Below are 25,231 nucleotides of genomic sequence, written 5' to 3'. Positions count from 1 at the left end.
TTTTCCCATTATTTTTTAAACTGAAGAGTGACTGCTAAAAATTGAAAAGACATTATATGAGGCTAATATTTATCCAAGAGGGTATTTTTATCCTGCAGGAAATACTTTAGAGGCCATTGTACCCTGCGTAAAAATGCGAGTTGCAAAAAGATGTAGCTAAGCGAATTTTGTATTTACCTTTGTATTACAACTTAAAACATAGCGAAATAGAAAAGATAATAAAACTAATAAAAATGAAGTAAAATGTTAGTTATTGGAGCAAAAGGTCTTGCTAAAGAGATTTTACAAATCTTAGAAGAAAAAAATTATGATGCTAATATCTTTTTTTTTGATGATGTAAACCTAGACGATGAAAACATTCTTTTTAGTAAGTACAAAATAATTAGAACTATAGAAGAGGTAGAAAATCTTTTTAAAATAGATAATAGTTTTATTTTAGGTTTAGGTAATCCTAACCTTAGAAAAATGTTATATGAAAAGTTTTCAAATTTAGGAGGAGATTCAATTGGTATTAGGAGTAAAGATGTTTATGAAGGTAAATATACAAACATTGGAGATGATGCAATCTTAATGTCTGGCGTTAAAATATCGAACGGGGTTAAAATAGGTAGAGCGTTATTAGCTTATTATAATGTTATAATTACACACGATGTAGAAATAGGAGATTTCGTTGAATTGTCTCCAGGATGTGTACTTCTTGGAGAAGTGAAAATAGAAGACAATGTTCAAATTGGAGCAAGAGCTGTTATACTTCCAAAACTTATAATTGGAGAAGGAGCTACTATCGGAGCGGGAGCAGTTGTAACCAGAAACGTAGAACCAAATACAATTGTTGTTGGTAATCCAGCAAGAAAATTAGTTAATAGTAGCAAAGTTAATTAGCACAATAAAATGTTTATTTTAAAATACTTATTATATTGAAAAATAAGAGTACAATTAATGGTGTAAAATGGAATGCCATAAACAGTATTGCTTCACAGGCTTCTACTGTTATTACAGGTGTAGTTTTGATGAGATTACTTAGCCCTGATGCATTTGGGCTTATTGGTATGATTACAGTTTTTACTGGATTTTTAAAGATGCTTAAAGATAGTGGTTTAGGAGTATCTTTGATATATAAAAAGGATTTAACCAAATATGATAAAGATACTGTTTTTTGGTTTAATTTTGTTTTTGGATTACTACTATCAATTATATTTTTTTTTTCCTCAGGCTTCTTAGCAGATTATTATGATGAGCCTGAATTAAATAATCTAATAAAAGTATTTTCATTGACATTTGTTTTTTCTTCATTATCAGGTGTTCATGGTCCTTTATTAAAAAAGCACCTACAATACAAAAAAATATTTATGGCGAATATTACTAGTATAGTGGTGTCATCAATTCTAACTATAATTGCCGCATTTAGTAATTTTGGAGTGTGGTCATTAGTAATATTGCATTTATCAGCTTCCATTATTTATACTATAAACCTATATTTTGTTAGTGATTATAGACCATCATTTAATTTTTCAAAAGATATATTAAAAAGCCATTTTGATTATAGTTTACCTGTTTTAGGAACAAAATCATTTAATTATTTGACAAGAAATGCAGATAATTTTTTTATAGGTAGTTTGTTGGGTTCTCAGGCTCTTGGTTATTATTCAAGAGCATTTTTTTTTGTAAATATGCCCATTCAAAAAATAAGTAATATCATAGGTTCAATATTGTTTCCTTCCTTATCATTGAAAAAAGATAAGAAACAATCTAAGAATTTATTATTAAATGCAATGAATATGACCGCATTTATAACATTCCCATTAATAGGTGGTCTTATCGTATTATCAGAACCATTTGTAGTTGGTATTTTCGGTGAGCAATGGAAACCAATGGTTTTAACACTGCAAATTCTAAGTATACTTACATTATTTGAATCTGTATTTGTATTTACTACTTCTATTTTCTATGCTCATGGTGCCACAAAACTGTATTTCAGATTAAGCGTAATTTATGGTTTATATAATATTGTAGCATTTTATATAGGTTCTTTATATTCAATAGAAGCAGTAGCTGGTCTTTTGCTTATTGGTTATATATTATTTATGTTTCCTAAGTTATACTATGCAGGAAAGTTAATTGACTTAAGAATTTTAGAAATATTTAAAATATTAAAAAGTCATTTTATAATAAATTTTATAGTGATGTTCTTAGTTTATGTGGCTTCAATATTTTTACTTCACAAAATTAGTATGATCATTCTATTAATTATAGGTATAGCCACCTACTTAATTTTGTTTACAATAATTAGTTTATTAATGAATAAAAAAGATTTATTAATTTTCATAGACAACTTAAAAAAAGTAATAATTGAAAAGGGTTAATTCTAATGTATCAATAAAAATTTACTAGATCAAATGAAAAATTTTACACCTTTAGTGTCTATTATAACCATTACTTATAACCATGAAAAATATATAAAGGATACTATTCTAGGAGTACTCAAGCAGAAATGTGATTTTGATTTGGAATTCATAATATCCAATGACAAATCAACAGATAATACAGATGGAGCAATAACTCAAATTCTTAAAGGGATAAATGTTCCTGATAATATAAAAATAAGATATTTTAATCATGATAAAAATAAAGGTGTAGCGGAAAATTTTATTTGGATAGTAGAACAGGCAAATGGAAAATATTTAGCTTACTGTGAAGGAGATGATTACTGGACTAATCCATTTAAATTACAAACTCAAGTAGATTTGTTGGAGAATAATGGTGCTATTTCAATGAGCACTCACGAAGCTTCATTTGAATCAACTTTAATCAAAAATGAAAAAACATTCAGAAGGTTTACCTCAATCATAGTAAATGGTATAAAATTATATGGTTTTTCAAAATTATTTATATTTATTTATCTGTTTTTATTTAAAAGAGATGATTTTTGGAAACAAAAAAGGACTCACGATTTCCTTAAAAGAAAAACCTTTAATACCTTAGATGATTTTAAAAATGATACTTTTTATATGGCTTTTTGCACTATAGTTGTAAGACGGCAAATTATATTAGAACATATAGATTGTTTTAAAAATCAAGCTGGTGGTCATCAAACCAGCCTGTTGATCGCCGCAATGAATGGTTTAATACATCATTCAACAGAAATTATGTCAGTAAAAAGAGATCAGGAAAGTAGTGTTACAAAAGATGATTTAAGAAAAATAAGGTTAAGAGAATTGAGTAAAAACCCAGAAACAAATGAAAAAATAATTAGGTTTAAAAAGTTAAAGGAACATGCTAAAAATACGAACCATAAAAAAGTGTTCGATAATTTAATTTTAATTGAAGAAAGAAAATTGAATACCCAACCTGAAAATAACACCTAAATACTTTTTAATTTATACACCACAATCCTTTAAAAGGATAATTTAATAAAATAATTTTTATGAAGATCTTAGACTGCACACTCCGCGATGGCGGCTATTATACCAATTGGGATTTTGACAGTGAATTGGTCAATACCTATTTAGAAAGTTTTAATCATTTGCCGGTAGATTACTTGGAAGTAGGCTATCGTTCCAATCCCATGGAAAGTTATCTGGGGGAGTATTACTACTGCCCGGTGTCTGTTTTACAGCATTTAAAATCCAAATCCAATAAAAAATTGGTTATTATTCTTAATGAAAAAGATGTACGCGCCGAACATGTAGACGCTTTATTAGGCCCAATTGTTGGTTTGGTAGATATGGTACGTATGGCGATAGATCCTAAGAATTTTAAACGTGCATTGGAGTTGGCGGCTGAAATCAAACGCTGGGGCTTTGAAGTGGCTTTTAATGTGATGTACATGTCCACATGGGCAGATGAAAAAGAATTCTTAGAACTCATCCCCCAAGTAGATCAAGTCGCTGATTATTTTTATATGGTGGATTCTTTTGGTGGAGTGTATCCACAGGACGTCAAAGACACCATCAATATGGTGCGTTCCAAAACACAGGTGAAACTAGGGTTCCATGGTCATAATAATTTGGAAATGGCACTCGCCAACACCCTGACAGCCATTGATGAAGGTATTGATATTGTAGATGCGACAGTTACCGGTATGGGGCGTGGTGCAGGAAATTTAAAAACTGAACTTTTGTTGACAGTATTGAATGCCAAAGGCAAACTCGATTTTCCTTACAATGAGTTAAGCAAGACGATAGATGATTTTACTAAGCTTCAAGCGCATCATGAATGGGGCACTAACTTACCTTATATGGTGTCTGGAGCGAATTCTTTGCCCCAGAAGCAAGTCATGGAATGGGTGAGCAAACGTTATTATTCTTTTAACAGTATCATCAGAGCCTTAAATAACCAAAGCCAAGGCAAAGAAGACAATACTAAATTACCAGAATTGGATTTTGATCAAGAAAAGGCTTATGCTGGTGCTTTAATTGTGGGTGGCGGTCCAAGTGCGGTCAATCATTCAGAGGCTTTAGACCGTTTTTTAATGAAACATTCTGATATTATAGTGATACATGCCAGTTCAAAAAATGCATTGTCATTTAAAACTGTTCCAAATGACCAGTATTTCTGCTTAGTTGGTAATGAAGGACATCGTTTAGAAGAAGTTTTTCAAGGTAAAAATATAAAGGGGAAGTGCATTTTACCTCCTTATCCAAGAAAAATGGGAACCTACATCCCTAATTCCTTAACTGACAAAGCCTTTGAACTTAGTGAAGTTGAGTTCACCGATCTTTATAAAGATTCGCACACAGCATTGGCTTTACAAAGTGTACTTGCTTTAAAAATAAATTCTATCTTCATCACTGGCTATGACGGTTATAGTGGCAATCAAATTGGTGAAAAAGAACAAGAATTGTTTTTGGAAAACCAGTATTTGTTCTCCAAGGTAAAAGATGAGCATAAGATGCAATTACTAAGCTTAACACCAACAAAATACTCAGAGTTAAGAGAAGACTCTGTATATTCTAAAATTTAATCAAATGGATTATGTCATAGTAATTCCGGCAAGATATGCTTCAAGTCGTTTACCGGGTAAACCCCTGATTGATTTAAATGGACAAAGTGTGCTGGAACGGACTTATCGACAGTGCCAAAAAGCGGTGCAAACTGAAAAAATAATTGTCGCAACAGATGATCAACGCATTGAAGCACATTGCAAGGCTAAAGGCATGCAAGTGATGATGACGTCAAAGAACTGTTTGACCGGAACTGATCGTGTGGCTGAAGTTGCTGAACAAATTGAAGCTGATTATTACATCAACGTACAAGGTGATGAACCACTAATGAATCCCCAAGATATTAGAGATACGATTGAAGCTACTCAAAAGTATCAGGGTGATATTATCAATGGTTATGCATTGATTACGGAGGAATCACAATTTAGAAGCCTAAGTATTCCTAAATTGGTTTTTCGTCCAGATGGACGTTTGCTTTACATGTCACGTTCCCCAATACCTGGAAATAAGTGCGAGGAATTCAAAATGGCTTGGCGTCAAATATGCATTTATGCATTTACAAAGCCTGCATTACAAGCTTTTGTAGCTGAAAATACAAAAACACCTCTTGAGGCTGAAGAAGATATCGAAATTCTAAGATTTTTAGAATTGGGATATGAAGTTAGAATGATACCTTTGTCTAAAGATTCCATTGCTATAGATTTACCGGAAGATGTAGAACGTGTTTTAAAAAAACTGAAAGAAAGTGAATAAAATAGAAACGATATTATGGGATTTTGATGGAGTAATTATGGATTCCAATGCTTTGCGTGACCGCGGTTTTGAAGAAGTTTTAAAAACTTTCCCCCAAACTGAAGTTGATGACCTGATGGAATTTCATAGAGATAACGGTGGCTTGTCAAGATATGTAAAGTTTAGGTATTTTTTTGAAGACATCCGTGGAGAAGCCATTACCGACGCTGAAGTTAACATCTGGGCGCAAAAGTTTTCAGAAATCATGATGAAATTACTCATCAACCACGACTTATTGATAGAGGAAACGCTGAAATTTATCAAAACCAATGCAAAGAATTACAATATGCATATCGTCTCGGGTTCTGACCAAAACGAACTGCGACAGATTTGTAAAGCGCTGGATATTGCAACGTATTTTGATTCCATTCATGGTTCACCAACCTCAAAAAATGACTTAGTTGCTAATCTTTTGACAATACATGGTTATGATACGAACACTTGTTTATTGATTGGTGATTCCAAAAATGATTATGAAGCGGCACAAGTTAATCGTATTCATTTTATGGGCTATGGAAATGAAAAAATCAAAGCCAATAGCGACTATAAACTATTCTGATGAAACATATATTTATGGTGCATTCACCGATTACATTTTTTGCGGCTTATGCTACAATAAAATACCTTAGGCTTAGTAAGGACGAGGTTATAGTTATCAGTTCTAATTATAAAGTGCCGATTGAAGATTATAAAGTCATTCCGAGTTTTGCAGAAGCTAGAAACAAAAATGCTCTGCAAAAACTGAAATACTTCAATGTGCCTAAATCTTTCGATGCATATTTGAATTCACATTTGTATGGACAAGATTTTATAGCTTACATCGATTTGATGTCCTATTACCAAAAGATTTTAGTGACGCATACTCGATGTCGAGAATTTCACTTTATAGAAGAAGGAAACTCTAGTTATGCGAATTCTAATGATTTAGAAACTTTAACTTGGGATAATAGACAAAATAAATTAAGAGTTAATACACAAGGTACATACATGTCAAACTTATTAAATGGGTTAAAATGGGCAAGTAGAGGCTATACTAATAGATTCCTTGCTTTACCTTATGCTTATGATAACTATCAAAACATAAAGGGTATTAAGTATTTTACCTTCAGTAAAAAAGGTTTTCCTTTGGTTGAGACAGACCAAAAAAGAGTTTTAGAGCTTAAAAATGACGATAGAATCGCTCAGCTCAGTAAAGGATTGTATTATGAAAATGCATTGCTATGGGTGGATGGTGCAAATGAACGCTTTACGGGCTTGGATTTATCTTATTATCATAAAGCTATTGATTTAGCAATTGAAAAATTAGCAACACAATTTAATAACAGAAAAATAGTAATCAAATTACGACCTGGATTGAAAGAGTATTCTGGGAATTACCTGTATAAGGCTCTCAGAAAAGCAAATGCTGAAGTTGAGGTTATGCGTGACGATATTATATTAGAAGCTGTGTTTTTAAATTCTAAGAATTGCACTGTTTTGGGCAATTTATCATCTGCATTATTCTATGCTTCTATATTTGGTCATCAATCCTACTCTATATATTCCCTGTATTCTAAAAAAGTTAAAACTATTTTTGACGATATGCCTGGGTTTTGGGAAAACATAAATAATTTTGAAACATAGTTTTTAATAGCAAAACCTACAAAACCACAGATTTCTTGTTTTGTTGTAAAACACTACCATTGACGTTTTTATTAAATAATTGTTTTTCAGTGATTTAAAGGTCGGTTAAAGTTACTTGTATTTTACGATTATTTGGTAATTCAGTATATTTATAACCAATTTACGTCATCTTCTACGCTTGTAAAAATTTTTTTCTTGGGTCTCGAACTGACAACAGCTTATGTTTAAATTTAATATTTAACTTAAAACCTGCAACTTGAAATCCGCTAATCCGGTAATTACTAGTCTCAAATTACCAAAACTCTTTTGCTCCCTTTCGGGTAAGTATACAAAATTGAAAGTTTAATTAAAGGTACTAATTTTTTGGAATTTTAGTTTCCTAGAACGCTAACCAACAGAAAAACAACGAAACCACTACATGACACTCTATATACATTTTGGTATTTATAAAGCTGGAAGCTCTTATTTACAATATATTTGTGCGAATCAACGTGATTATTTGAAATCTAAGGGTATTTATTTCCCAAAATCTAAAGAAGATCATGAGATGAAATCTGGTTTGATTTCGAAAGGCAATGCCGATGGTTTGGAAATGGCTATAAAGTCCGAAGAGCATACCAAAATTACTAGAATATTAAAAGCATGGTATGATACAGCAAAGAATGATCATGCTAAATCCGTATTCATTTCAGCAGAGGCTTTGATCCATCAATTGGCTAACCCAAAGCGATTGCATCAAATAGTAACTTGTGCGCAATCCGCTGGTTTTACCGAAATTAAAGCCATGGGATTTTTTAGAAATTTAGTCGACCATGCACTATCCACTTATAAGCATCGTGCAAAATCCGGTCGCATACCGGATTATAAACACTGGGTGACCGAAGTCTATGAAACGCCTAAGTTGTTCGAAAATTTAAGTCAAGTCATTGCTGCCAATCAAAACATTGAATGGACCTTAAGAAAATTTCAAAAAAACAGTGATTTTTTAAAGCAAGCTTTTTTTAAAGATTGGTTAGGAATTGAAGTCCCAGATTTTCAAACCAGACCTAATGTCAATGAATCCGTCACTTTATCTGAGGTTAAGGTGATGAATCAATTAAGTAAACTATATCCTAATGTGACCGATTATTTTGTGAATGATTTAAAGGCGATACCAAGTCAAGAGAAAGCTAAAGATAGCGCTTTACAAGGTTATATTTTAAGCACCTTTGCTTCATCACTAGCCCAACAGCAAAACTGTTTAGACCAACTCAATGTTTTTTTACCGCAAGAAGAATGCTTGCGACTACTAGAGCATAAAAGTGTAGATATAGAAAATGAAGAGCCATCTGTTTCCCTTAGTGAACGACAACTAGAAGTGCTAAGTCAGCGCATGCAGTTTTTTAATACCCCAAAAGGAAAGAAAATCTTGATGAGAAGACGACTGGTTAAATTGTTACCAAAATTCTTATTAACTTATCTTACAAAGAATTGATTAATGTTCTTTAACTCTCTAGTATTTCTTATATTTTTACCACTGGCTTTTGTGCTATATTGGTTTGTATTTAAAAAGAGCTTAAAAGTGCAAAACGTTTTGGTTTTACTTTTCAGTTATGTGCTTTATGTTTGGTGGGACTGGCGCTTAGTCGGAATCGGTTTAATAACTCCTCCGAAAACCAAGAGTTTATAAGTAGTAACAAAAAATAGTTTTTCTAATCACTTTAAAAAAAAATATGAAAATTTGTATCATTCAGACACCTGCCTTTAATCCCAATGAAGGAGGAGTGCAGAGAATCACCTATAACTTAGGGAAGCACTTTCTTCAAAGGGGATTTGAAGTCACTTATTTTTCATTTGCGTCTGAAGGGCATATTAGCTCAAAACATGGTGAACTTTTTACCTCAAAACATTTTGGAGGCACTAAAAATGAAGAAAACTTGTTATTTTTTAGACAGTTTTTACATGAAACCTCTCCGGATATTGTAATCAATCAGATGCCGTATGAAGACCCAATAGGAAAGGGGCTGTTAGAATTAAAGAAAGAAATAGGCTTTCATACGATAGCCTGTCTCCATAATTCCCTTTTTGCATTTAAAAATAACCTATCTGAAATATTAAAAACTAGGGTTCCAAAACCGTTGAACTGGCTAGTGAATAACCCTCTTGGGCATTTTTTTATTCAATATTCGCATAGAAGGAAACAAAGAGGGATTTTGAAGAAGTTTTTGGATGATTATGATAGTTTTGTTACCGAGGCACTTCCAAATCAAGAAGAATTAAAATATTTTGTGGGTGATTACAAGATAGAAAAAGTAAAAACAATCCCTAATCCATTTCCAGGAATAGAATACACTGAGGATCGAAAAGAAAAAATCATCTTACATGTTGGTCGGATAAATATTCCGCAAAAGCGTTCCGATTTATTATTACCCTTTTGGGCAGAAGTTGCACCAAAACTGCCGGATTGGAAATTTGTAATTGTAGGTGATGGACCTTATTTGAAGCAATTGAAAGAAAATATAGATCATTTAAAAATACAACGTGTTGAGGTAGTCGGGTTTAAAAAACCAGAGACCTATTATCAAAAGGCCTCCATCTTTATGATGCCATCCGCATACGAAGGATTACCAAACACGATTATTGAAGCGCAAAATTATGGATGTCCCGTAGTGGCATTTAATTCGTATGCTGCTGTTTCATGGATAGTGAATAACTCACAAGATGCGTTGTTAGTTGCTCCTTTCGATACGAAAGAAATGGGTAGAAAAGTGGTTGATTTAGTTAGTAGTCCATTTGAATTGAAAAGGATGCGCATCAATTCTTTGAAAAATTCCCAAAGATTTTCAATCAAGAGGGTTGGTCGGAAATGGGAACTATTATTCCAAGAACTTCAAGATAAAAATAATGGTTAGAGGCATAAGTTCATACATACTCTCAATGTTCATTTCTCCTGTTATACTGCTTATTGCAGCCTTTCGTCAGTCGAATAGAAATCTCAAAAAGTGGGTATTAATTATTTTTATTACTTTTTTTGGCTCACTTATTTTTCTAAGTCCTGGCACTGATGGTTATGTGCATCGTAAGAATGTTTCTGAACATTATATAGGTTTGGGTTTCGGCCAATTTTTAGAAGAGATTGGGCGGCAATTAACATTTCAACAGACTCCCGGAGTCCAAGACGAACCCTTTATCCATATTTTGTCTTTTGTTGTAGGAGCCCTCCGGGTACCTGGATTATTTTTTACATTGGTGGCTTTTATTTTCGCTTATTTTTATGTGGGTTCCCTTTTTCGATTATTTGAAATATATCCAACATGGAAAAGAAGTAAGGTGTTTTTTTTGTATGCACTAGTTTTTGTTTTATTTATGGGAGTGCAACAAATTAATCAAATTCGAACTGGTGTAGGATTTTGGGTGCTCTTTTATGCATGTTTAAGTTACTATCAAACTAAAAAGATTAAATATCTACTCCTCATGTTTGTTCCTCCATTCATTCATATTGGTTACTGGGCTATGGCGCTCCCGGCATGGGGAGTGTTGATTTTAGGTAATTGGAAATGGATTTATTCTGTGATTTTTTTTCTGTCCTTTACGTCTCAGCTTGTTAATCCATCAACGGTAACCAATCAAATGGAAAAGACAGAGATTGGAAAATCTAAAGTAAAAGGATACTCCGTTGAGGAAAAGGCCACTTCAGAGCAGGTTTTAAAAGCATACGGAAATACTAATTGGTACAAAAAGTATGCTAAGTTAGGGTTGCAGGTATGGGGAGTAAATGTTATTGCTATTATATTAATTATATTTGGTACCTACTTTTCAGGAATGAACAAATTAGAATCACGTTTATTTTCCACTGGAATATTGACAGTCTCATTATCCAATCTATCCTGGTTTTTATATGCCTTGAAAAATCGTAGTGCCGCAGTTGGTATGGTTTTTATTTTAGCTACTCTTTTACTCTTATGGCAAAGAGGGTATTTTAATTCTTCAATAAATAAAGTAAAAAATCAATTGTTTGCTATACGAGTTTTAATAACTCTTTTCATTTTTGTAATAATTTTTAATGTGTCCGAATTAATCCAACTATTGAGTATTTTTTTATTTTTCGCACCCTTTATTCCATGGATAGTAGAGGAAATGAATGTTTCCATTCGTGGTTTTATAGGCTTGATTGGGGGCTTCTAGAATAGTGGAATTGAAGGTGCATAAAAGAAGCTTTGGTATGTATTTGTTTAATCGATATTAGAAATTTAATTTATAGGGAAGTTCTTCAGGTGATGGGAATGAAATTTTGGGAATCAATTAATATTTTTGTCTTTGTTCGACAACACTTAAGTAAATTGGTCTCGGCCTACCATTTTGGTCGACAAAATAATATTTGGCGTTTTTTGCATTTAAAGGGAAATAAAAGAATGGTTTTTTTATAAAATATATTATTTTCTGGGAGTGTTGATGGAGAAAACCCTAACATCTTCTTTCTGTATTTGTTTATCCATATCGAAGTAACAATAGATCTATTTTTGATAACCAAGGAAACCAATTAGTCAAGTATGTTAGAAAAACGAAAAACCTTAATAAAGATTTAAAATGTATTTTAAATTTATTTACTGTTGATACATCCTCTCTAAGATTAGAACATATCAATAAATTCGTAACGAAGAGTTTGTGCTTAAGGATGCGAAAAAGCGAATTAAAAGCCTACTCATCTCTAAAGTTGAAGTACCAATATTAAAATTGTTTTTACTACTTCTAATGATTGAAGTAGTGCAAGAATACAATCAAAAAAAACTTATAGATGTTTTAAATAGGGAAACCAATACTCTATATCTGTTGGGTTTAAGTTAAACACAAAATAATAACCTTGCTCTATATGCAATCTAAATACTGTATTTGTAATTTTAATGAAATTTAAAAACAAGCTTTCATATTTTTAGGGACTTGTTTTTTTAAAATAATTCAAGTTTTTTTAAAAAACGAATAATAATGTTAAACAATAAAACAATTTTAATCACGGGAGGAACAGGTTCTTTAGGAAAAGCATTAACTGCTCACATGTTTAAAACGTATCCTAATGTTAAAAAAATAATAATTTTATCAAGAGATGAGCAGAAACAATTTGTAATGGCTCAAGAATATCCAATTGACAAATACCCTCAAATACGTTTTTTTTAGGAGATGTGAGAGATAAAGAAAGAATGGTTAGAGCATTTCAAGGGGTGGACGATGTAATTCATGCAGCCGCAATGAAGCATTTGTACTTGGCTGAATATAATCCAGATGAATGTATAAAAACAAACATCGGGGGGGCTCAAAATGTAATACACGCTGCGCTAGAATCAGGGGTTGAAAATGTTGTTGCATTATCAACTGATAAGGCATGCGCACCTATCAATCTATACGGGACTACAAAGTTGACATCAGATAAATTATTTGTTGTAGCAAATAACATTAAAGGAACTAATCCAATTAAGTTTTCGGTAGTAAGTTATGGAAATGTAATGGGTTCAAATGGTTCTGTAATTCCGTTTTTTATGCATAAAAAGAAAGAAGGAAAATTACCAATAACAGATATTTCTATGACTCGTTTTAATATATCTTTACAAGGAGGAGTAGACATGGTAATGCATGCAATGGAGCACGCTTGGGGAGGTGAAATCTTTATCCCAAAAATACCTTCCTATAAAATTACAGATGTAGCCCAAGCTGTTGCGCCGGAGTGCAAGTTAGAAATTGTTGGAATTAGATCAGGAGAAAAAATACATGAAGAGATGATTACCCCATCAGATTCATTTTACACCTATGATTTGGGTAAATATTATACCATTTTACCATCTGTTCCCAATTTTAGTATTCAAGAATTTTTAACAAAATTCAATGCAAAATTAGTTCCTGTGGGGTTTAATTATAATTCAGGGCATAATACAGATTGGGAAACTGTAGATAGTTTAAGAAATTTAATAATGGAGCACGTAAATTCAACATTCAAAGTATAATGGGACAAAAAGCAATTCCTTATGGCCGTCAAAACATAACTCAGCAAAATATTGATGTTGTTATAGAAATATTACAATCAGATTATTTAACGCAAGGGCCAAAGATTCTTAATTTAGGGCATATCTAATTTTGTAAATAAAGATTAAAAATAATTAGATTTTTTGTTTTAATGGTTCATAATCTCATTTAAAAAACGAATAACTCTCAAGAAATCAATTCAATATAATGGAAATAAACAAAAGACAAACCATTCTTTTAGAGTGTGATTCTTCTGATATAAATAAACTTAAAAACTGGTTGAATTTTATAAATGCGAATAGAAATATAAAATTTATCATATTAGTACAACCACAGAGATTGACCTTGTTTAAAAATGAATTAATGGCTTATGAAAAGTTGACGTGTATTTCGTATAATGATATTTTTAATTTTGAAAACAATCATGAAAGTGTCAGTGCTTCAGAGTTTTATGATTTTAATAGGTTTTACGTTCAAGATGAAATTACTTTTAGACTATTAGATAGAGATGGTTATTTGCCAAAATATGGATTGGGAATCCAACATGGAATAAGTTATTATTCCCAAAAAGCAATGAATACTTTACATTTTTTAAAAGAGAACAATGTTTCATTTCTCTGTTTTAAAACTACGCCACATCACTCAGTAGAGTGGTTGTTGGCAAAAGCTGCTGATTTTTTGAATATTGATGTATTTACGACAGAAAAACACATATTTCCATGGCTATTTTCAATTTCTAAAGGCTATCTTAGATTCAGAGAATTACAATTCAAAAATGAAATTTTGGAACCTTTACATGAAGTAGAGTTTCACATTAATAAATTTATTGAAATAAACTCAAAAGACTATGAGTTTGCAATTCCAAAATATGAAAAAGATAGACTAGGCAAAGGAATATTTAAGTATTACAATCCTTTTAAAAATTTAAAAGATACCATAAAAAGACCACACAGCTTTTATACCTTAACACAAAACTTTTTTTATCACAAAAAAATAACTAAAGATAGTTATACTTTCAAAGGAAAATATATCATCTTCTTCCTACATTTCCAACCTGAAAGAACAACATTACCAGACGGGTATGGCTTTACAGATCAGTTATTTGCTATTAGAACATTAAGATTGTTACTTCCTGAAAATATTAATCTGTTAGTGAAAGAACATCCTTCTATGTTTACCAATAAATCTGAGCCTAAAGCAAGAAATAGGTTCTATTATAAGTCCATTAACAATATAAAAGGGGTTTCCATGGTTAATATTTCAGTTGATAGTTTTAAATTAATTGATAATTCAATTGCCATTGCAACAATTACAGGTAACGTTGCATTGGAATCATATATTAGAAAAAAACCTGCTATTTTATTTGGTCGAGTTAATTTTAGTATCGATGGAGTGCATTCATTTACTGATATAAATAGTTTAACTATTTTTTTAAAAAATTTACTTGAAGGAAAAATTAAAATAAATTTGAATAATAATCATTTATTAAAATTTTGCTCAAAAGGTGTTGTGTCAGGTCTAATAGAGGGCCATAAAAATGTTAAAAACTACCATTCGTTTGGGGAATACGAAGAAAATGCTCAGTATAAATTATTAACAAAACTTATTCAAACTAAAATAGTTGAAATATAGAAATTTACTAGGAAAAAAAACTAAAACTAAAATTATCGTATTTGAAAGTGATGATTGGGGTAGTTTTAGATTTAAAAACAAGTATATTAGGGATAAATTTATTAAGAATTTTAACCCTCATTTATGGATGCATAATTATGACACATTTGAATCTGCAAATGATTTACAAAATTTATTTGACACATTAAAAGCAATCAAAGGTAAAGATGATAAGAATCCAAAATTTACTTTTTTAATGAACCCATCTAATCCTGACTTTAAAAAAATTAAGGAGAGTAATTTTCAAAATTTTTATAATGAGACATTTTTAGAGACACTAGACAATAGAAATGACGGGAAAGAAATATTTGATTTGTATAACACAGCTTTGGAAAATAAAATGATCGAAATTGGTTTTCATGGTAGAGAACATTTAAATGTAAATCAATGGATGAATGACTTGAAAAACAATGACAAAATTGCTCATTTAGGTTTTGAAAATAAAGTTTGGGGATTTTCAGGATTATTTGTGCCAAATGCTATGAAATCATATAGATCAACTTTTGACATAAATTCCTATCATGAAATTAAAAAATTAAAAAATAATATTGCAGAAGGAATCTCAATTATTAATAAGACATTTAATCAAAAAACAACATATTTTTTGCCGCCCGACGGACCCTATCATTTAAGCTTAAATTCAGAGTTAGTTCATAATGGTATTGATTACATAGGATTATCTAAACTACACAACAACCCTCTAGAACCTCAATGGTATCATAAAAAGCTTTTTTGGATTGGTAAGACGACTAAAGAAGGATTAACTGTTATTACCAGAAACGTTATTTTTGAGCCCAGCTCTCCTAGACATAATGATCCTATAAATTTTGCACTAAAACAAATTACAGATGCTTTTAAGCATAATAAGCCTGCTGTTATTAGTTCTCATAGAGCAAATTTTGTTGGAAGTTTAAATTCACAGCAAAGGGATATCAGTTTAAAATTATTAAGTGATTTAATATGCAAAATTATAAAAATATGGCCAGAAGTCGAATTCATGACATCTTCCGAATTGGGTGTTTTATTAAAAAACAGTTAAAACCCAACATATAAAAAAATAAATTCAAACAATTTAGTTAGTAAACCGGATTGGCAAACAAACCGTAAAATTGTAGTCATTGAAAGTGATAATTGGATGCCTATTAGAATATCAAATTTTAGTAATTTTAAACTTTGGGCTCATATGAAATCTCATGAAATTGAGCTTGTTTTAGAAGCAGTATCGGATTATATAACCAATAGAAACGAATAAAATGAAAACAAAAATTGACAATTTTTAAACATTGTTGTCCAATAAAAGATAAAAGGACCGCTTTCGCTGTTAGAATCAAGAACGAAGACTTGATTTTAACTAACTGAAAAACAATATTATTACGATTTTAAATTTTTCGATACATCATAAATTCTAAAGCGTTTTTAAAAGTAAGGTGTACTACTTTAAAAGCTCCTGGAAATCAATACTATCAATACTTTAAAACACTTTAGCTAATTTTAATCGGACAACACTAATTTTTAAAGTAAAAAAATAATAGTAATTTCATATTTTTTAATGGTGTTCGTTGTTTTTTTGCATTCATACAACCCTAGTTACTCATCTTTTTAAGATTCAAATAGTATAAATTTAAATCATTTTGTTCAAGATTTTATATCTCAAAGAATTGCCAAAATAGCAGTTCCATTATCTTTTAACTCCAATTATTGTAATTTGAGTAAGTGTTTTTATCACTCTATTTTAAAAAGAAAATTAAGAATTCTTTATGATCTTTTAAAGAGATTTAGATAATTAGCCTTAATTAAAAAAATAATCAGAGGTCAGTAGGTAAATATTTAGAAATTTTAATAGTTAAATAATTTAAAATAAGTTGTTTAATAACATGTCATTTGTCAGTTCGAGCGCAGTCGAGAACTATTCGAATCCTATAAGTAGGTTTCTACTGCGCTCTACCTGACATACGTTAAACATTTATATTTAGTTCTAAGTAACTAACTACTGATCTCTAAAAATAATTAATAAAAATTAAGTAATTTATAAATAAAATAATTTTCTTAAAATACAAATTTAAATAATCAATTGTAGAAATTATGTTTTATTCTTCGTAAGCTAATTGTTATCAATAGAATAAATGTTTCAAAATTTTCAAAAAAAAATAAAAAAGACTTTATTAAATTTACCAGGGTATCATACAAACCGTAAAATTCTTGTTATTGAAAGTGATGATTGGGGCGCCGTTAGGATGCCTTCAAAAGAGATATATAACGAATTTATTAAAAGAGGTATACGTGTAGACAAAGATCCTTATTGTAGATACGATAGTTTAGCGACGGCAGAAGATTTGGAAGCTTTATTTGAGCTTTTAATGACTTTTAAGGATAAAAATAATCGTAATGTCATACTCACCGCAAATACTATTATGGCAAATCCTGATTTTGAAAAAATTGAAAAATTCGGATATGAAAAATACTTTTATGAGCCCTTCACGGAGACTTTGAAACGAAAGACTTTAACTCAGAATTCATATGAATTATGGGAACAAGGAATAAAATCAGGTATTTTTAAGCCCCAATTCCATGGTCGTGAACATTTATATGTCAAAAAGTGGATGCATCAACTCCAAAAGAATGACGAGCTGACCCATTTAGCTTTTAAAATGAGGACTTATGGTTTAACTTCAGATGTTGATTCTTCAATAAAAGTAAATTATATGGGGGCATTAAATTCTGGATTAAAAAGCGATATAGTAAGTTTTAATCAGATTTTAAATGAAGGATTAGAAATGTTTGAAAATTTTTTCGGCTATAAATCTTTATCTTTTATTCCAACCACTTATACTTGGCATCCAGACATTGAGCATAATTTAAGAAATAATGGGGTTCAATTTTTACAAGGTATGGTTCATCAAAGAATTCCATTAGATGATGATTGTACTTTCAGGTACAAAAAAAACAACTTTTTAGGTAAAAAAAGTAAATCAGAATTAATGTATCTATCAAGAAATGTATACTTTGAACCGAGTAATTTTAAAAATAATTTTGATGTCGTTGGTGATGCGCTAAACGCTATTAAAATTGCTTTTAATTGTCGTAAACCTGTAGTGATTTCAATGCATAGACTAAATTTTATTGGAGCGATTGATGAAAGTAATAGAAATATGAATTTAGATCTATTAGAAACGTTGCTTACAGAAGTTATGAGAATTTATCCAACGATAGAGTTTATGAGCTCAGATGAATTAGGAAATTTGATCAAAACCGAAAAGAATGGTTAATAATTATAAATCCTATGCGCTGTATGAGTTAAATAGTAAAGGATAGTTGCAAAAGTATATTTGTTAAAGAACTAATAGCATTATTTTAAAACTTTTAAAAAAAACAAAATATTAGTATAATTCAAAAAGTGTTTGGTGCAAGTTTTTTTCTACATTGCTACTACGTGTAAAGAAAAATATCTCTAAAAACAGGAATTACAATCCTGCAAAATGTTTGTGACAAGGATTTATTCTTGCCACATTTTGGTTCAATAGTTATAAATGTAAATTGAAAGATTGATAAAAACTCTATGATGCATAATAATATAAATATTGGAACTAACGTGGGAAGTTGCGTTACATCAAAAATCAAAAAAAATGTTTGTTTATGTCTCGGTGCCGTTATTTTTGGTGAAATTACCACAGCAAATAAGATGTTATTTTGATGCAAATGCAGTTGTAAATAAAAATTTTCATGAACCGTTTTCTGATATTGCCGGTATTCCTGTAAAAGTTGTAAAAAAAGAATCTGTTGTTTGGTGGCAAAAAAACAGGATGAATCTAGAATTTTAAGAGTAAAAAGCATGAAAAAAAAGATTCTTTTTTTAATCCCTTCTCTTGATGGTGGAGGCGCAGAACGAACGCTTGTGAATATTTTAAATCATTTAAATACGGACAAATGTTTTGAAATAACATTAGTTGTAGTTTCTTATATTGGTGCCTATAAAAACGAAATTCCGGAAAATATAATAGTTCTGCCGCTTTTCAAGAACAATAATCTCGTCAGAATATTGGCTTATGCACAAAAGAAATTTGGATTTAACTATTTTTTTAAAAAAAGGGTCGAAAAAAATATCTCGGAAAGTTATGATACCGCAATTTCTTTTACAGATGGTAATTGTACCGATTTACTTTTCTTTTTTCCCAATGTGAAAAAGATAATTTCCTGGGTTCATGGTTCGTATAAGTCTAATATAAATTTCTATAAATTTTATAAAAATAAAACGTATAGAAATTTAGTGATTAAAAATCGATATAGTCAATTAGATAGCATTGTTTTTGTTTCTGAAGACGCCAAAAATGAATTCATCAGTTTATTTGGTTCTTATAAAAATATGCCTGTTATTTATAATCTTCTTGATGAAAACGTTGTAAAAGAAAAAGCAAATACAACAATTTTACAACCAAAAAATAAACCTTTTCACTTTATAGCGGTTGGCCGTTATTATCCTGTTAAGGGGTATGATAAATTAATAGAAGCCGCGGCAATATTAAAAGACAAACAGCTTGCCTTTAAAATTGATGTATATGGTAATGGGTTTTTAAAAGAAACGCTTCAAGAGCAAATTCAAGAATTAGGCTTAGGCACCTATGTTTCACTGAACGATTTTGTAAAAAATCCTTATCCATTGATGGCACAAACGGACGTATTTATGATGACGTCAATTTCAGAGGCAATGCCGATGGCTTTGTGCGAAGCGATGTTGTTAGGGAAGCCAACGCTCGTAACTAATTGCAGCGGATGCAGGGAAGTGGTTGGTTATGGTGAATTTGGTGTGATGGTAGAACAAACACCTAAATCTATAGCGGATGGAATGGAAAAATACATCATTGATAAAACATATCTTGCTACTTATACTGCTAAATCTAAAGAAAGAGCAGTTGTTTTCTCTGACAAAGCTATTCTAGAACAAATAAAAAAAGAATTATAGTGAAGAATTTTGCTAAGATTTCTAATATAAAATTTACTAAAAATTCTTCAGATAAATGGTTTTCTATTTATTATTTTCAATCAGAATTTACTTGAGCGAAAGTTAGAAAAATTAATAGAGGATGATGCGTTGCGAGAAATGATGTCAAAAAAGGCAACAAATACTATGAAAGTATTTTTGACTAAAGATGTGGCTGCAGAATTTTATGATGTAGCCTGGTCTAAAGTTTTGTCTAATAAATAGTTTGGTTCATTAAGGAAGTATTAAAGAATTATTATTAAAGTTAAATTGTAAAATTTATTTAGTTCTAATTTTTAACATCAATTAGGTTTAAAATATGCAAAAAATTTACTTTTCATATATTAAAGTAGCTACTTTTTCGGGGCAAACAGCCTCTACTATATTAATAAAAAAGTTACTTTCCGGTAAGGATTATGTATTTCAGGATATTTATTTATACCCACTGAAACGAGCAACTAAAAATAAAATGCTGTTAATTTTTGATTGGATATTAAATACCTTTTCAACTATACCCTCTATTTTCTCTTTATTATTTACGAAAAGAGCTACATTATACATTAATTTAGGGCAAGGTTATTTTTCATTTCTTAGAATTTTATGGTGGTATGTACCTGTTCGTATGATGAAGAGAAAACTTTCTGTAATCATTTCATTAAATGGTCATTCATTTGTTAGTTGGAGCAATACAAGTAATAAAACGGCGCTATTCAAAAAAATATTAAATTCAGCTAAAATTATTACGGTTGTAGGAAATGTTCAAAAGTCAAAATTAGTTGAAATTGGAATTCATGCAGACAAGGTTAAAATAATACCTAATACAATTGATAGTGAACCAGTAAATCAGCAATTTACTCTAAATAAACATCGAGATATTTCTTCAAAACCAGTTGAAATACTATTTTTGAGTTTGCTGGTTGAATCTAAGGGATATCCTGAGTATTTGGAAGCTCTTTTATTATTATCGAAGTCAGACCCAAAATTAAAAATGAATGCCATTCTTTGCGGGCCTTTAATAAAGACAAAGCATTGTACCCGATTTAAAACAATCAAGGAATCAGAAAAATGGATAGCCGAAACCATAGTTGACATCAATAAAGTACTAGATTCAAGTATAAAAGTTCGTTACATCCCGGGCGCAAAAGGGACTAAAAAACAGGAACTTTTTAATGCTAGCCATATTTTCGTTTTGCCTACGCAATATCCAAATGAAGCCCAGCCATTAGTTATACTGGAAGCGTTGGCGTCAGGCTGTGCCCTAATTACCACCAATGCTGGCGAGATTCCAAGCACTATTTCGAATAATGAAGCTATTATTCTGAATCCTATAACACCCGAGAATATTGCGAAGGCAATAAAGACTTATATTGAAAATGACGAGATGAGAATGAAAAAAGTAAATTCAGGTTTGAAAATCTATAATGAAAAATATAGTTTGGAAATATATCAGAAGAATTGGATGCAACTCTTCTCATACTGTAATGAAAGTTATCGGAACATTCCAAAATTTAATAACTAAATATGCTGTATTCATTGAGGTTACATGGTTTTTTCAAATATTTTGGACTTTTTAAGAAGTGTTTTATAATCAATGTGATAAGGTAGCATGAATAAACATATACTCATTGTTTCTCTCTTTGGTGAGATAAGTAATTCTTACAGTAGGTTGCATAAAATAGCGAATGCTTTTTCTCAAAAAGTGTCAATTGTTACAACTGATTTTTGTCATTCAGAAAAGAAATACAAATCAAGAACAGCTATAGATGAAAATAATCCATTTTTTGTCAAATATATCCATGTGCCCAGTTATGACAAAAATTTGACATACAAAAGAGTATATAGCCATCAGGTATTTGCATATAAACTTCGACTCTATTTAAATAATTTGGTTGATAAACCTGATCTTATTCTTTGTCTGATGCCACCTTCGAGTTCGGCATATATATGCGCTCTTTATTGTAAAAAACATAGTATTAATTTTGTAATTGATATCATAGATTTATGGCCAGATTCATTGCTTCCTTTAACCCGATACAAATCAATGACCAATTTCTTTTTGTATCCTTGGCGATGGATGACTAAACAATCTTACAAAATGGCTACCTATATTTCTGGTGAATCCAAGGCGTATGCATTAGCCGCACATGATATTAATCCTGGGGTACCCTGGTCTTATACCTACTTGGGTGTAAACAAGGATCAAACAAAAAAACTTGTTGAGAAAAGTAATTTTCAATTGAACAAACCTGCTGATGAAATATGGATTTGTTATGGTGGGAGTTTAGACAATAGTTATGATTTTGATTTGTTGCTGAAAGCAATTCAAGATATTGATGACAAGAATATTAAATATTGTATGTACTTTGTTGGTGAAGGAGAGAAAAGGAGTTTCATAGAAAAATTTACAGTTGACAACTCTCTGAACATTAAAATTACAGGTAGGTTGGCATACAAAGATTATTTAAAGTATCTTTCTGTATGTGACATAGGAATAAATAGTTTTAGAAAAGAATCATTTGTAGCCCATAGTTTTAAATTTAATGATTATGTTGCATCCAATCTGTTTATTCTGAATAATTTAGTTGGTGAAACGTCAGAAATGATCGATCAATATAAAATCGGATTAAATTTTAATGAAGATAATTTACCTGAAATACTATACAAGGTCTGTAAAAATTGGGAAACATACAGTGCCGATAATTTAAATATGGAATTACTCATTAAAAATGAATTAGATAGTGTTCGTATCTATAAAAAACTAATAGAAAATATATTAGCTACATTGAAATAAGACACGTCTATAAAACGATATAAAACATTTTATTGATTTTAGTACTACTAAATTTTGTAAGAAAAACGATAATAATAATGAATCCTAAGAGCGTTCTTTTCTTTGAAGAGATATATAATTCTTTTATAATTCTCAGTTTAATTGGCCTAAATACGAATAATGATACAAAATAAGAAAGACTACATTAGGTTTTTACAAGTAGAGCAGGGTTACAAAAAAAACTACAACTTTTTCTTTTTATATGTAAAGACAGCTTTCAAGCCAACACAAAGGTTTTTGTTGCTTTTAAGAACATGTGAATATCTAAAATGTAAAAGAAAAAACCCCATTTATAAAAGCTTGTATTTTACTGTTAAATATTTAAAATATAAATTAGGATTAAAATTAGGGTTTTCTATTCCTGAAAATGTGGTTGACGAAGGTTTTCAATTGCCACATTATGGAACCATTGTAATCAATGCAAATGCTAGAATTGGTAAATATTGTAGGATGCATGTTTGTGTCAATATAGGAGCATCAGGTGGTGGTAAAGCAGCTCCTAAAATTGGAGACCACGTTTATTTTGGACCTGGAGTAAAAGTATATGGCGACATACAGATTGCAGATAGGGTTGCTATTGCAGCCAACGCAGCAGTATCAAAATCTTGTTTTGAGACAGACGTAGTTTTAGGAGGCGTACCCGCTAAGGTAATTGGCAAAGTAGATATACAAAAAATTATTACTTCTAATAAAATTAATTAATGCTTACAATAATAAAACAAGATTTATTTCGATATAAACCAAAACCATATTCAGTATTAGTTTTATTACAAGGATTTAGAGCACAAGGTTTCCGATACATGTTTTTTAAACGTTTAAAAGAACACTTTGGTACGAAATCACTGATTGGCTTTTTGGCGAAACTATGTATGAGGAGATATACCTATAAATATGGTTTTCAAAACGGAGGTAAAATAGGCGGTGGTTTCTATATTGGTTACTTTGGTACCACAGTCATCAGCAAAAATGCAATTATTGGTAAAAACTGTAATATTGCACATGGCGTAACCATTCGTTCGGCAATAGGTAAAAGGGCAGGTACTCCAAAAATAGGGAATAATGTGTGGATTGAATACCATCCTTATAGGAAACGTTTCAATTAGTGACAATGTTTTGATTGCTCTGAGTGCTTACGTCAACTTTGATGTATCGTCTGATTCTGAAGTGATGGGAAACCCAGCGAAAATAATCTAAAAGATACATCCCACAGTATTTTATATAAATAACATTATAACTTCATGATTAAAACTATTTTTAGGAATATATCGCAGCTAAGAGGCTTTCATACCAACAGAAAAATTGTAGTTATTGAATCTGATGATTGGGGAAGTATCCGCACACATAGCAAAGAAGCTCGAGAAATACTTTTGTTGAAACTACCAAATTTATCACGAGACCCCTACTTTAACTTTGATATACTCGAAAGTCAAAATGATTTGCACGCACTTTTCGAGGTTTTAGTATCAGTGAGAGATGTTCATGGAAATTATGCAAAAATCACTGCCAATACAATTGTTGCCAATCCAGATTTCCAAAAAATTAAAGAATCTAATTTCCAGCATTATTTTTTCGAATCGTTTTCGGATACTTTTAAAAATAGAGACGGTCATGATGAAATGATTCATTTGATAAAGCAAGGAATAGAAAATAAAATTTATCAACCGCAATTGCATGGTAGAGAACATTTGTCAATCAAGCAATGGTTGCATGCACTAGAAAATTCTCATAATGAACTTACAAGTGCCTTTCATGAAAAGATGTTTGGAATTTCACTTAATGAACAAATAAACAAACGTAATAATGTGATGGCTGCCCTTGATTTTGAAAGCCTTGATGAGCTTGAAAATCATAAAAAAATCATAATTGATGGACAAAGAATCTTCCAAGATACTTTCGGATTTGAATCCAAAACTTTTATAGCACCCTGCTATGTATGGCATAAAGCGCACGAAACTTTCTTGATGGAAGCAGGTGTTTCAACATTGCAAGGAATTCCTTACCAATTTGCACCTAATCTAACTGGGGATTGGTTTAAAACGAGTGTTAGATACACTGGGAAAAAATCAAAAAGTGGGCTGTCTAATATAGTTAGAAATGCTTTTTTTGAACCGTCATTAGTAGGTAATGGTGAATCAGTTGTGTACGACTGTATGAAAAGAATTGACTGGGCTTTTAAGACCTATAAACCAGCCATCATTGGTAGTCATCGAATCAATTTTATGGGTTCACTTAGTGAAAACAATAGAAAACAAAATTTAAAATACTTCAAAACTTTGTTGAAATTGGTAACCAAAAAATGGCCAGATGTAGAATTTATGAGCTCAGACGAATTGGCTGATTTAATGAATAATACTTGATTCATAAAATCGAAAATGTAATAGTGATAAAACTTCATTGGTAAGTTTT

General features: G+C 30.7%; 23 protein-coding genes. All 23 read left to right on the top strand.

Features of this window, described 5'->3' with window-relative positions; all coding sequences use genetic code 11:
- Nucleotides 1–243: 243 nt before the first annotated feature.
- The 23 genes from K8354_RS09830 to K8354_RS09730 all read left to right on the top strand — a co-directional run bounded on the left by K8354_RS09830 (nt 244) and on the right by K8354_RS09730 (nt 25,182).
- Nucleotides 244–882 carry a NeuD/PglB/VioB family sugar acetyltransferase gene (locus tag K8354_RS09830; RefSeq protein ID WP_223439240.1) on the top strand — a complete coding sequence of 213 codons (639 nt, stop codon included), beginning with the start codon at nt 244–246 and terminating at the stop codon, nt 880–882.
- 35 nt (nt 883–917) lie between these two features.
- On the top strand, nt 918–2,363 hold the full coding sequence (locus tag K8354_RS09825) for a lipopolysaccharide biosynthesis protein (protein WP_223439238.1): 1,446 nt from the start codon (nt 918–920) through the stop codon (nt 2,361–2,363).
- A 33-nt stretch (nt 2,364–2,396) separates the two neighbouring features.
- Nucleotides 2,397–3,365, top strand: coding sequence for a glycosyltransferase family 2 protein (locus tag K8354_RS09820; protein WP_223439236.1), 969 nt, complete (start codon nt 2,397–2,399; stop codon nt 3,363–3,365).
- A 59-nt stretch (nt 3,366–3,424) separates the two neighbouring features.
- Complete coding sequence (locus K8354_RS09815) at nt 3,425–4,963, top strand: aldolase catalytic domain-containing protein (protein ID WP_223439234.1); 1,539 nt, start codon at nt 3,425–3,427, stop codon at nt 4,961–4,963.
- Nucleotides 4,964–4,967: 4 nt separating this feature from the next.
- Nucleotides 4,968–5,696 carry a 3-deoxy-manno-octulosonate cytidylyltransferase gene (locus K8354_RS09810; RefSeq protein ID WP_223439232.1) on the top strand — a complete coding sequence of 243 codons (729 nt, stop codon included), beginning with the start codon at nt 4,968–4,970 and terminating at the stop codon, nt 5,694–5,696.
- Entirely contained in the window at nt 5,689–6,294 is a 606-nt protein-coding gene (locus K8354_RS09805) for an HAD family hydrolase (RefSeq protein ID WP_223439230.1), read from the top strand. Before K8354_RS09810 ends, K8354_RS09805 begins: the two co-directional genes overlap by 8 nt.
- Complete coding sequence (locus tag K8354_RS09800; RefSeq protein ID WP_223439228.1) at nt 6,294–7,358, top strand: polysialyltransferase family glycosyltransferase; 1,065 nt, start codon at nt 6,294–6,296, stop codon at nt 7,356–7,358. Before K8354_RS09805 ends, K8354_RS09800 begins: the two co-directional genes overlap by 1 nt.
- A 418-nt stretch (nt 7,359–7,776) precedes the next feature.
- The gene (locus K8354_RS09795) at nt 7,777–8,832 is read left to right on the top strand and encodes a hypothetical protein (RefSeq protein ID WP_223439226.1); all 1,056 of its coding nucleotides are present in this window, start codon (nt 7,777–7,779) and stop codon (nt 8,830–8,832) included.
- Between the two features lie 238 nt (nt 8,833–9,070).
- Nucleotides 9,071–10,249, top strand: coding sequence for a glycosyltransferase (locus K8354_RS09790; protein WP_223439224.1), 1,179 nt, complete (start codon nt 9,071–9,073; stop codon nt 10,247–10,249).
- 25 nt (nt 10,250–10,274) lie between these two features.
- Nucleotides 10,275–11,522 carry an EpsG family protein gene (locus tag K8354_RS09785; RefSeq protein ID WP_223439222.1) on the top strand — a complete coding sequence of 416 codons (1,248 nt, stop codon included), beginning with the start codon at nt 10,275–10,277 and terminating at the stop codon, nt 11,520–11,522.
- A gap of 798 nt (nt 11,523–12,320) precedes the next feature.
- Nucleotides 12,321–12,509 carry a polysaccharide biosynthesis protein gene (locus K8354_RS18615; RefSeq protein ID WP_254713018.1) on the top strand — a complete coding sequence of 63 codons (189 nt, stop codon included), beginning with the start codon at nt 12,321–12,323 and terminating at the stop codon, nt 12,507–12,509.
- A 5-nt stretch (nt 12,510–12,514) separates the two neighbouring features.
- Nucleotides 12,515–13,330 (top strand): polysaccharide biosynthesis protein, encoded by an 816-nt coding sequence (locus tag K8354_RS09780; protein ID WP_254713017.1) that lies wholly within the window; start codon nt 12,515–12,517, stop codon nt 13,328–13,330.
- Complete coding sequence (locus K8354_RS18680) at nt 13,330–13,458, top strand: hypothetical protein (protein WP_302850504.1); 129 nt, start codon at nt 13,330–13,332, stop codon at nt 13,456–13,458. Before K8354_RS09780 ends, K8354_RS18680 begins: the two co-directional genes overlap by 1 nt.
- Nucleotides 13,459–13,556: 98 nt before the next feature.
- Nucleotides 13,557–14,981: a capsular polysaccharide export protein, LipB/KpsS family gene (locus tag K8354_RS09775; RefSeq protein WP_223439220.1), complete on the top strand. Its 1,425-nt coding sequence runs from the start codon at nt 13,557–13,559 to the stop codon at nt 14,979–14,981.
- A complete protein-coding gene (locus K8354_RS09770; protein ID WP_223439218.1) occupies nt 14,971–16,059 on the top strand; it encodes a hypothetical protein in 1,089 nt (362 codons plus the stop codon). Before K8354_RS09775 ends, K8354_RS09770 begins: the two co-directional genes overlap by 11 nt.
- Before the next feature lie 1,084 nt (nt 16,060–17,143).
- Complete coding sequence (locus tag K8354_RS09765) at nt 17,144–18,286, top strand: polysaccharide (de)acetylase (protein WP_223439216.1); 1,143 nt, start codon at nt 17,144–17,146, stop codon at nt 18,284–18,286.
- A 357-nt stretch (nt 18,287–18,643) separates the two neighbouring features.
- Nucleotides 18,644–18,838, top strand: coding sequence for a hypothetical protein (locus K8354_RS09760; protein WP_223439214.1), 195 nt, complete (start codon nt 18,644–18,646; stop codon nt 18,836–18,838).
- 11 nt (nt 18,839–18,849) lie between these two features.
- On the top strand, nt 18,850–19,977 hold the full coding sequence (locus K8354_RS09755; RefSeq protein WP_223439212.1) for a glycosyltransferase: 1,128 nt from the start codon (nt 18,850–18,852) through the stop codon (nt 19,975–19,977).
- Between the two features lie 337 nt (nt 19,978–20,314).
- Entirely contained in the window at nt 20,315–21,514 is a 1,200-nt protein-coding gene (locus K8354_RS09750) for a glycosyltransferase family 4 protein (RefSeq protein ID WP_223439210.1), read from the top strand.
- A gap of 87 nt (nt 21,515–21,601) precedes the next feature.
- Complete coding sequence (locus K8354_RS09745) at nt 21,602–22,786, top strand: glycosyltransferase (RefSeq protein WP_223439208.1); 1,185 nt, start codon at nt 21,602–21,604, stop codon at nt 22,784–22,786.
- Between the two features lie 159 nt (nt 22,787–22,945).
- Nucleotides 22,946–23,527 (top strand): serine O-acetyltransferase, encoded by a 582-nt coding sequence (locus K8354_RS09740; RefSeq protein WP_223439206.1) that lies wholly within the window; start codon nt 22,946–22,948, stop codon nt 23,525–23,527.
- On the top strand, nt 23,527–23,928 hold the full coding sequence (locus K8354_RS09735; RefSeq protein ID WP_223439204.1) for an LbetaH domain-containing protein: 402 nt from the start codon (nt 23,527–23,529) through the stop codon (nt 23,926–23,928). The genes K8354_RS09740 and K8354_RS09735 overlap by 1 nt, the downstream gene beginning before the upstream one ends.
- A 135-nt stretch (nt 23,929–24,063) precedes the next feature.
- Complete coding sequence (locus tag K8354_RS09730) at nt 24,064–25,182, top strand: polysaccharide (de)acetylase (RefSeq protein ID WP_223439202.1); 1,119 nt, start codon at nt 24,064–24,066, stop codon at nt 25,180–25,182.
- Nucleotides 25,183–25,231 lie beyond the last annotated feature (49 nt).

Source organism: Polaribacter litorisediminis, from assembly GCF_019968605.1.
In the GTDB taxonomy this organism is placed as follows: Bacteria; Bacteroidota; Bacteroidia; order Flavobacteriales; family Flavobacteriaceae; genus Polaribacter; species Polaribacter litorisediminis.
Note: the sequence above shows the minus strand (reverse complement) of the source record. Positions and strands in the feature narration are given on the sequence as shown.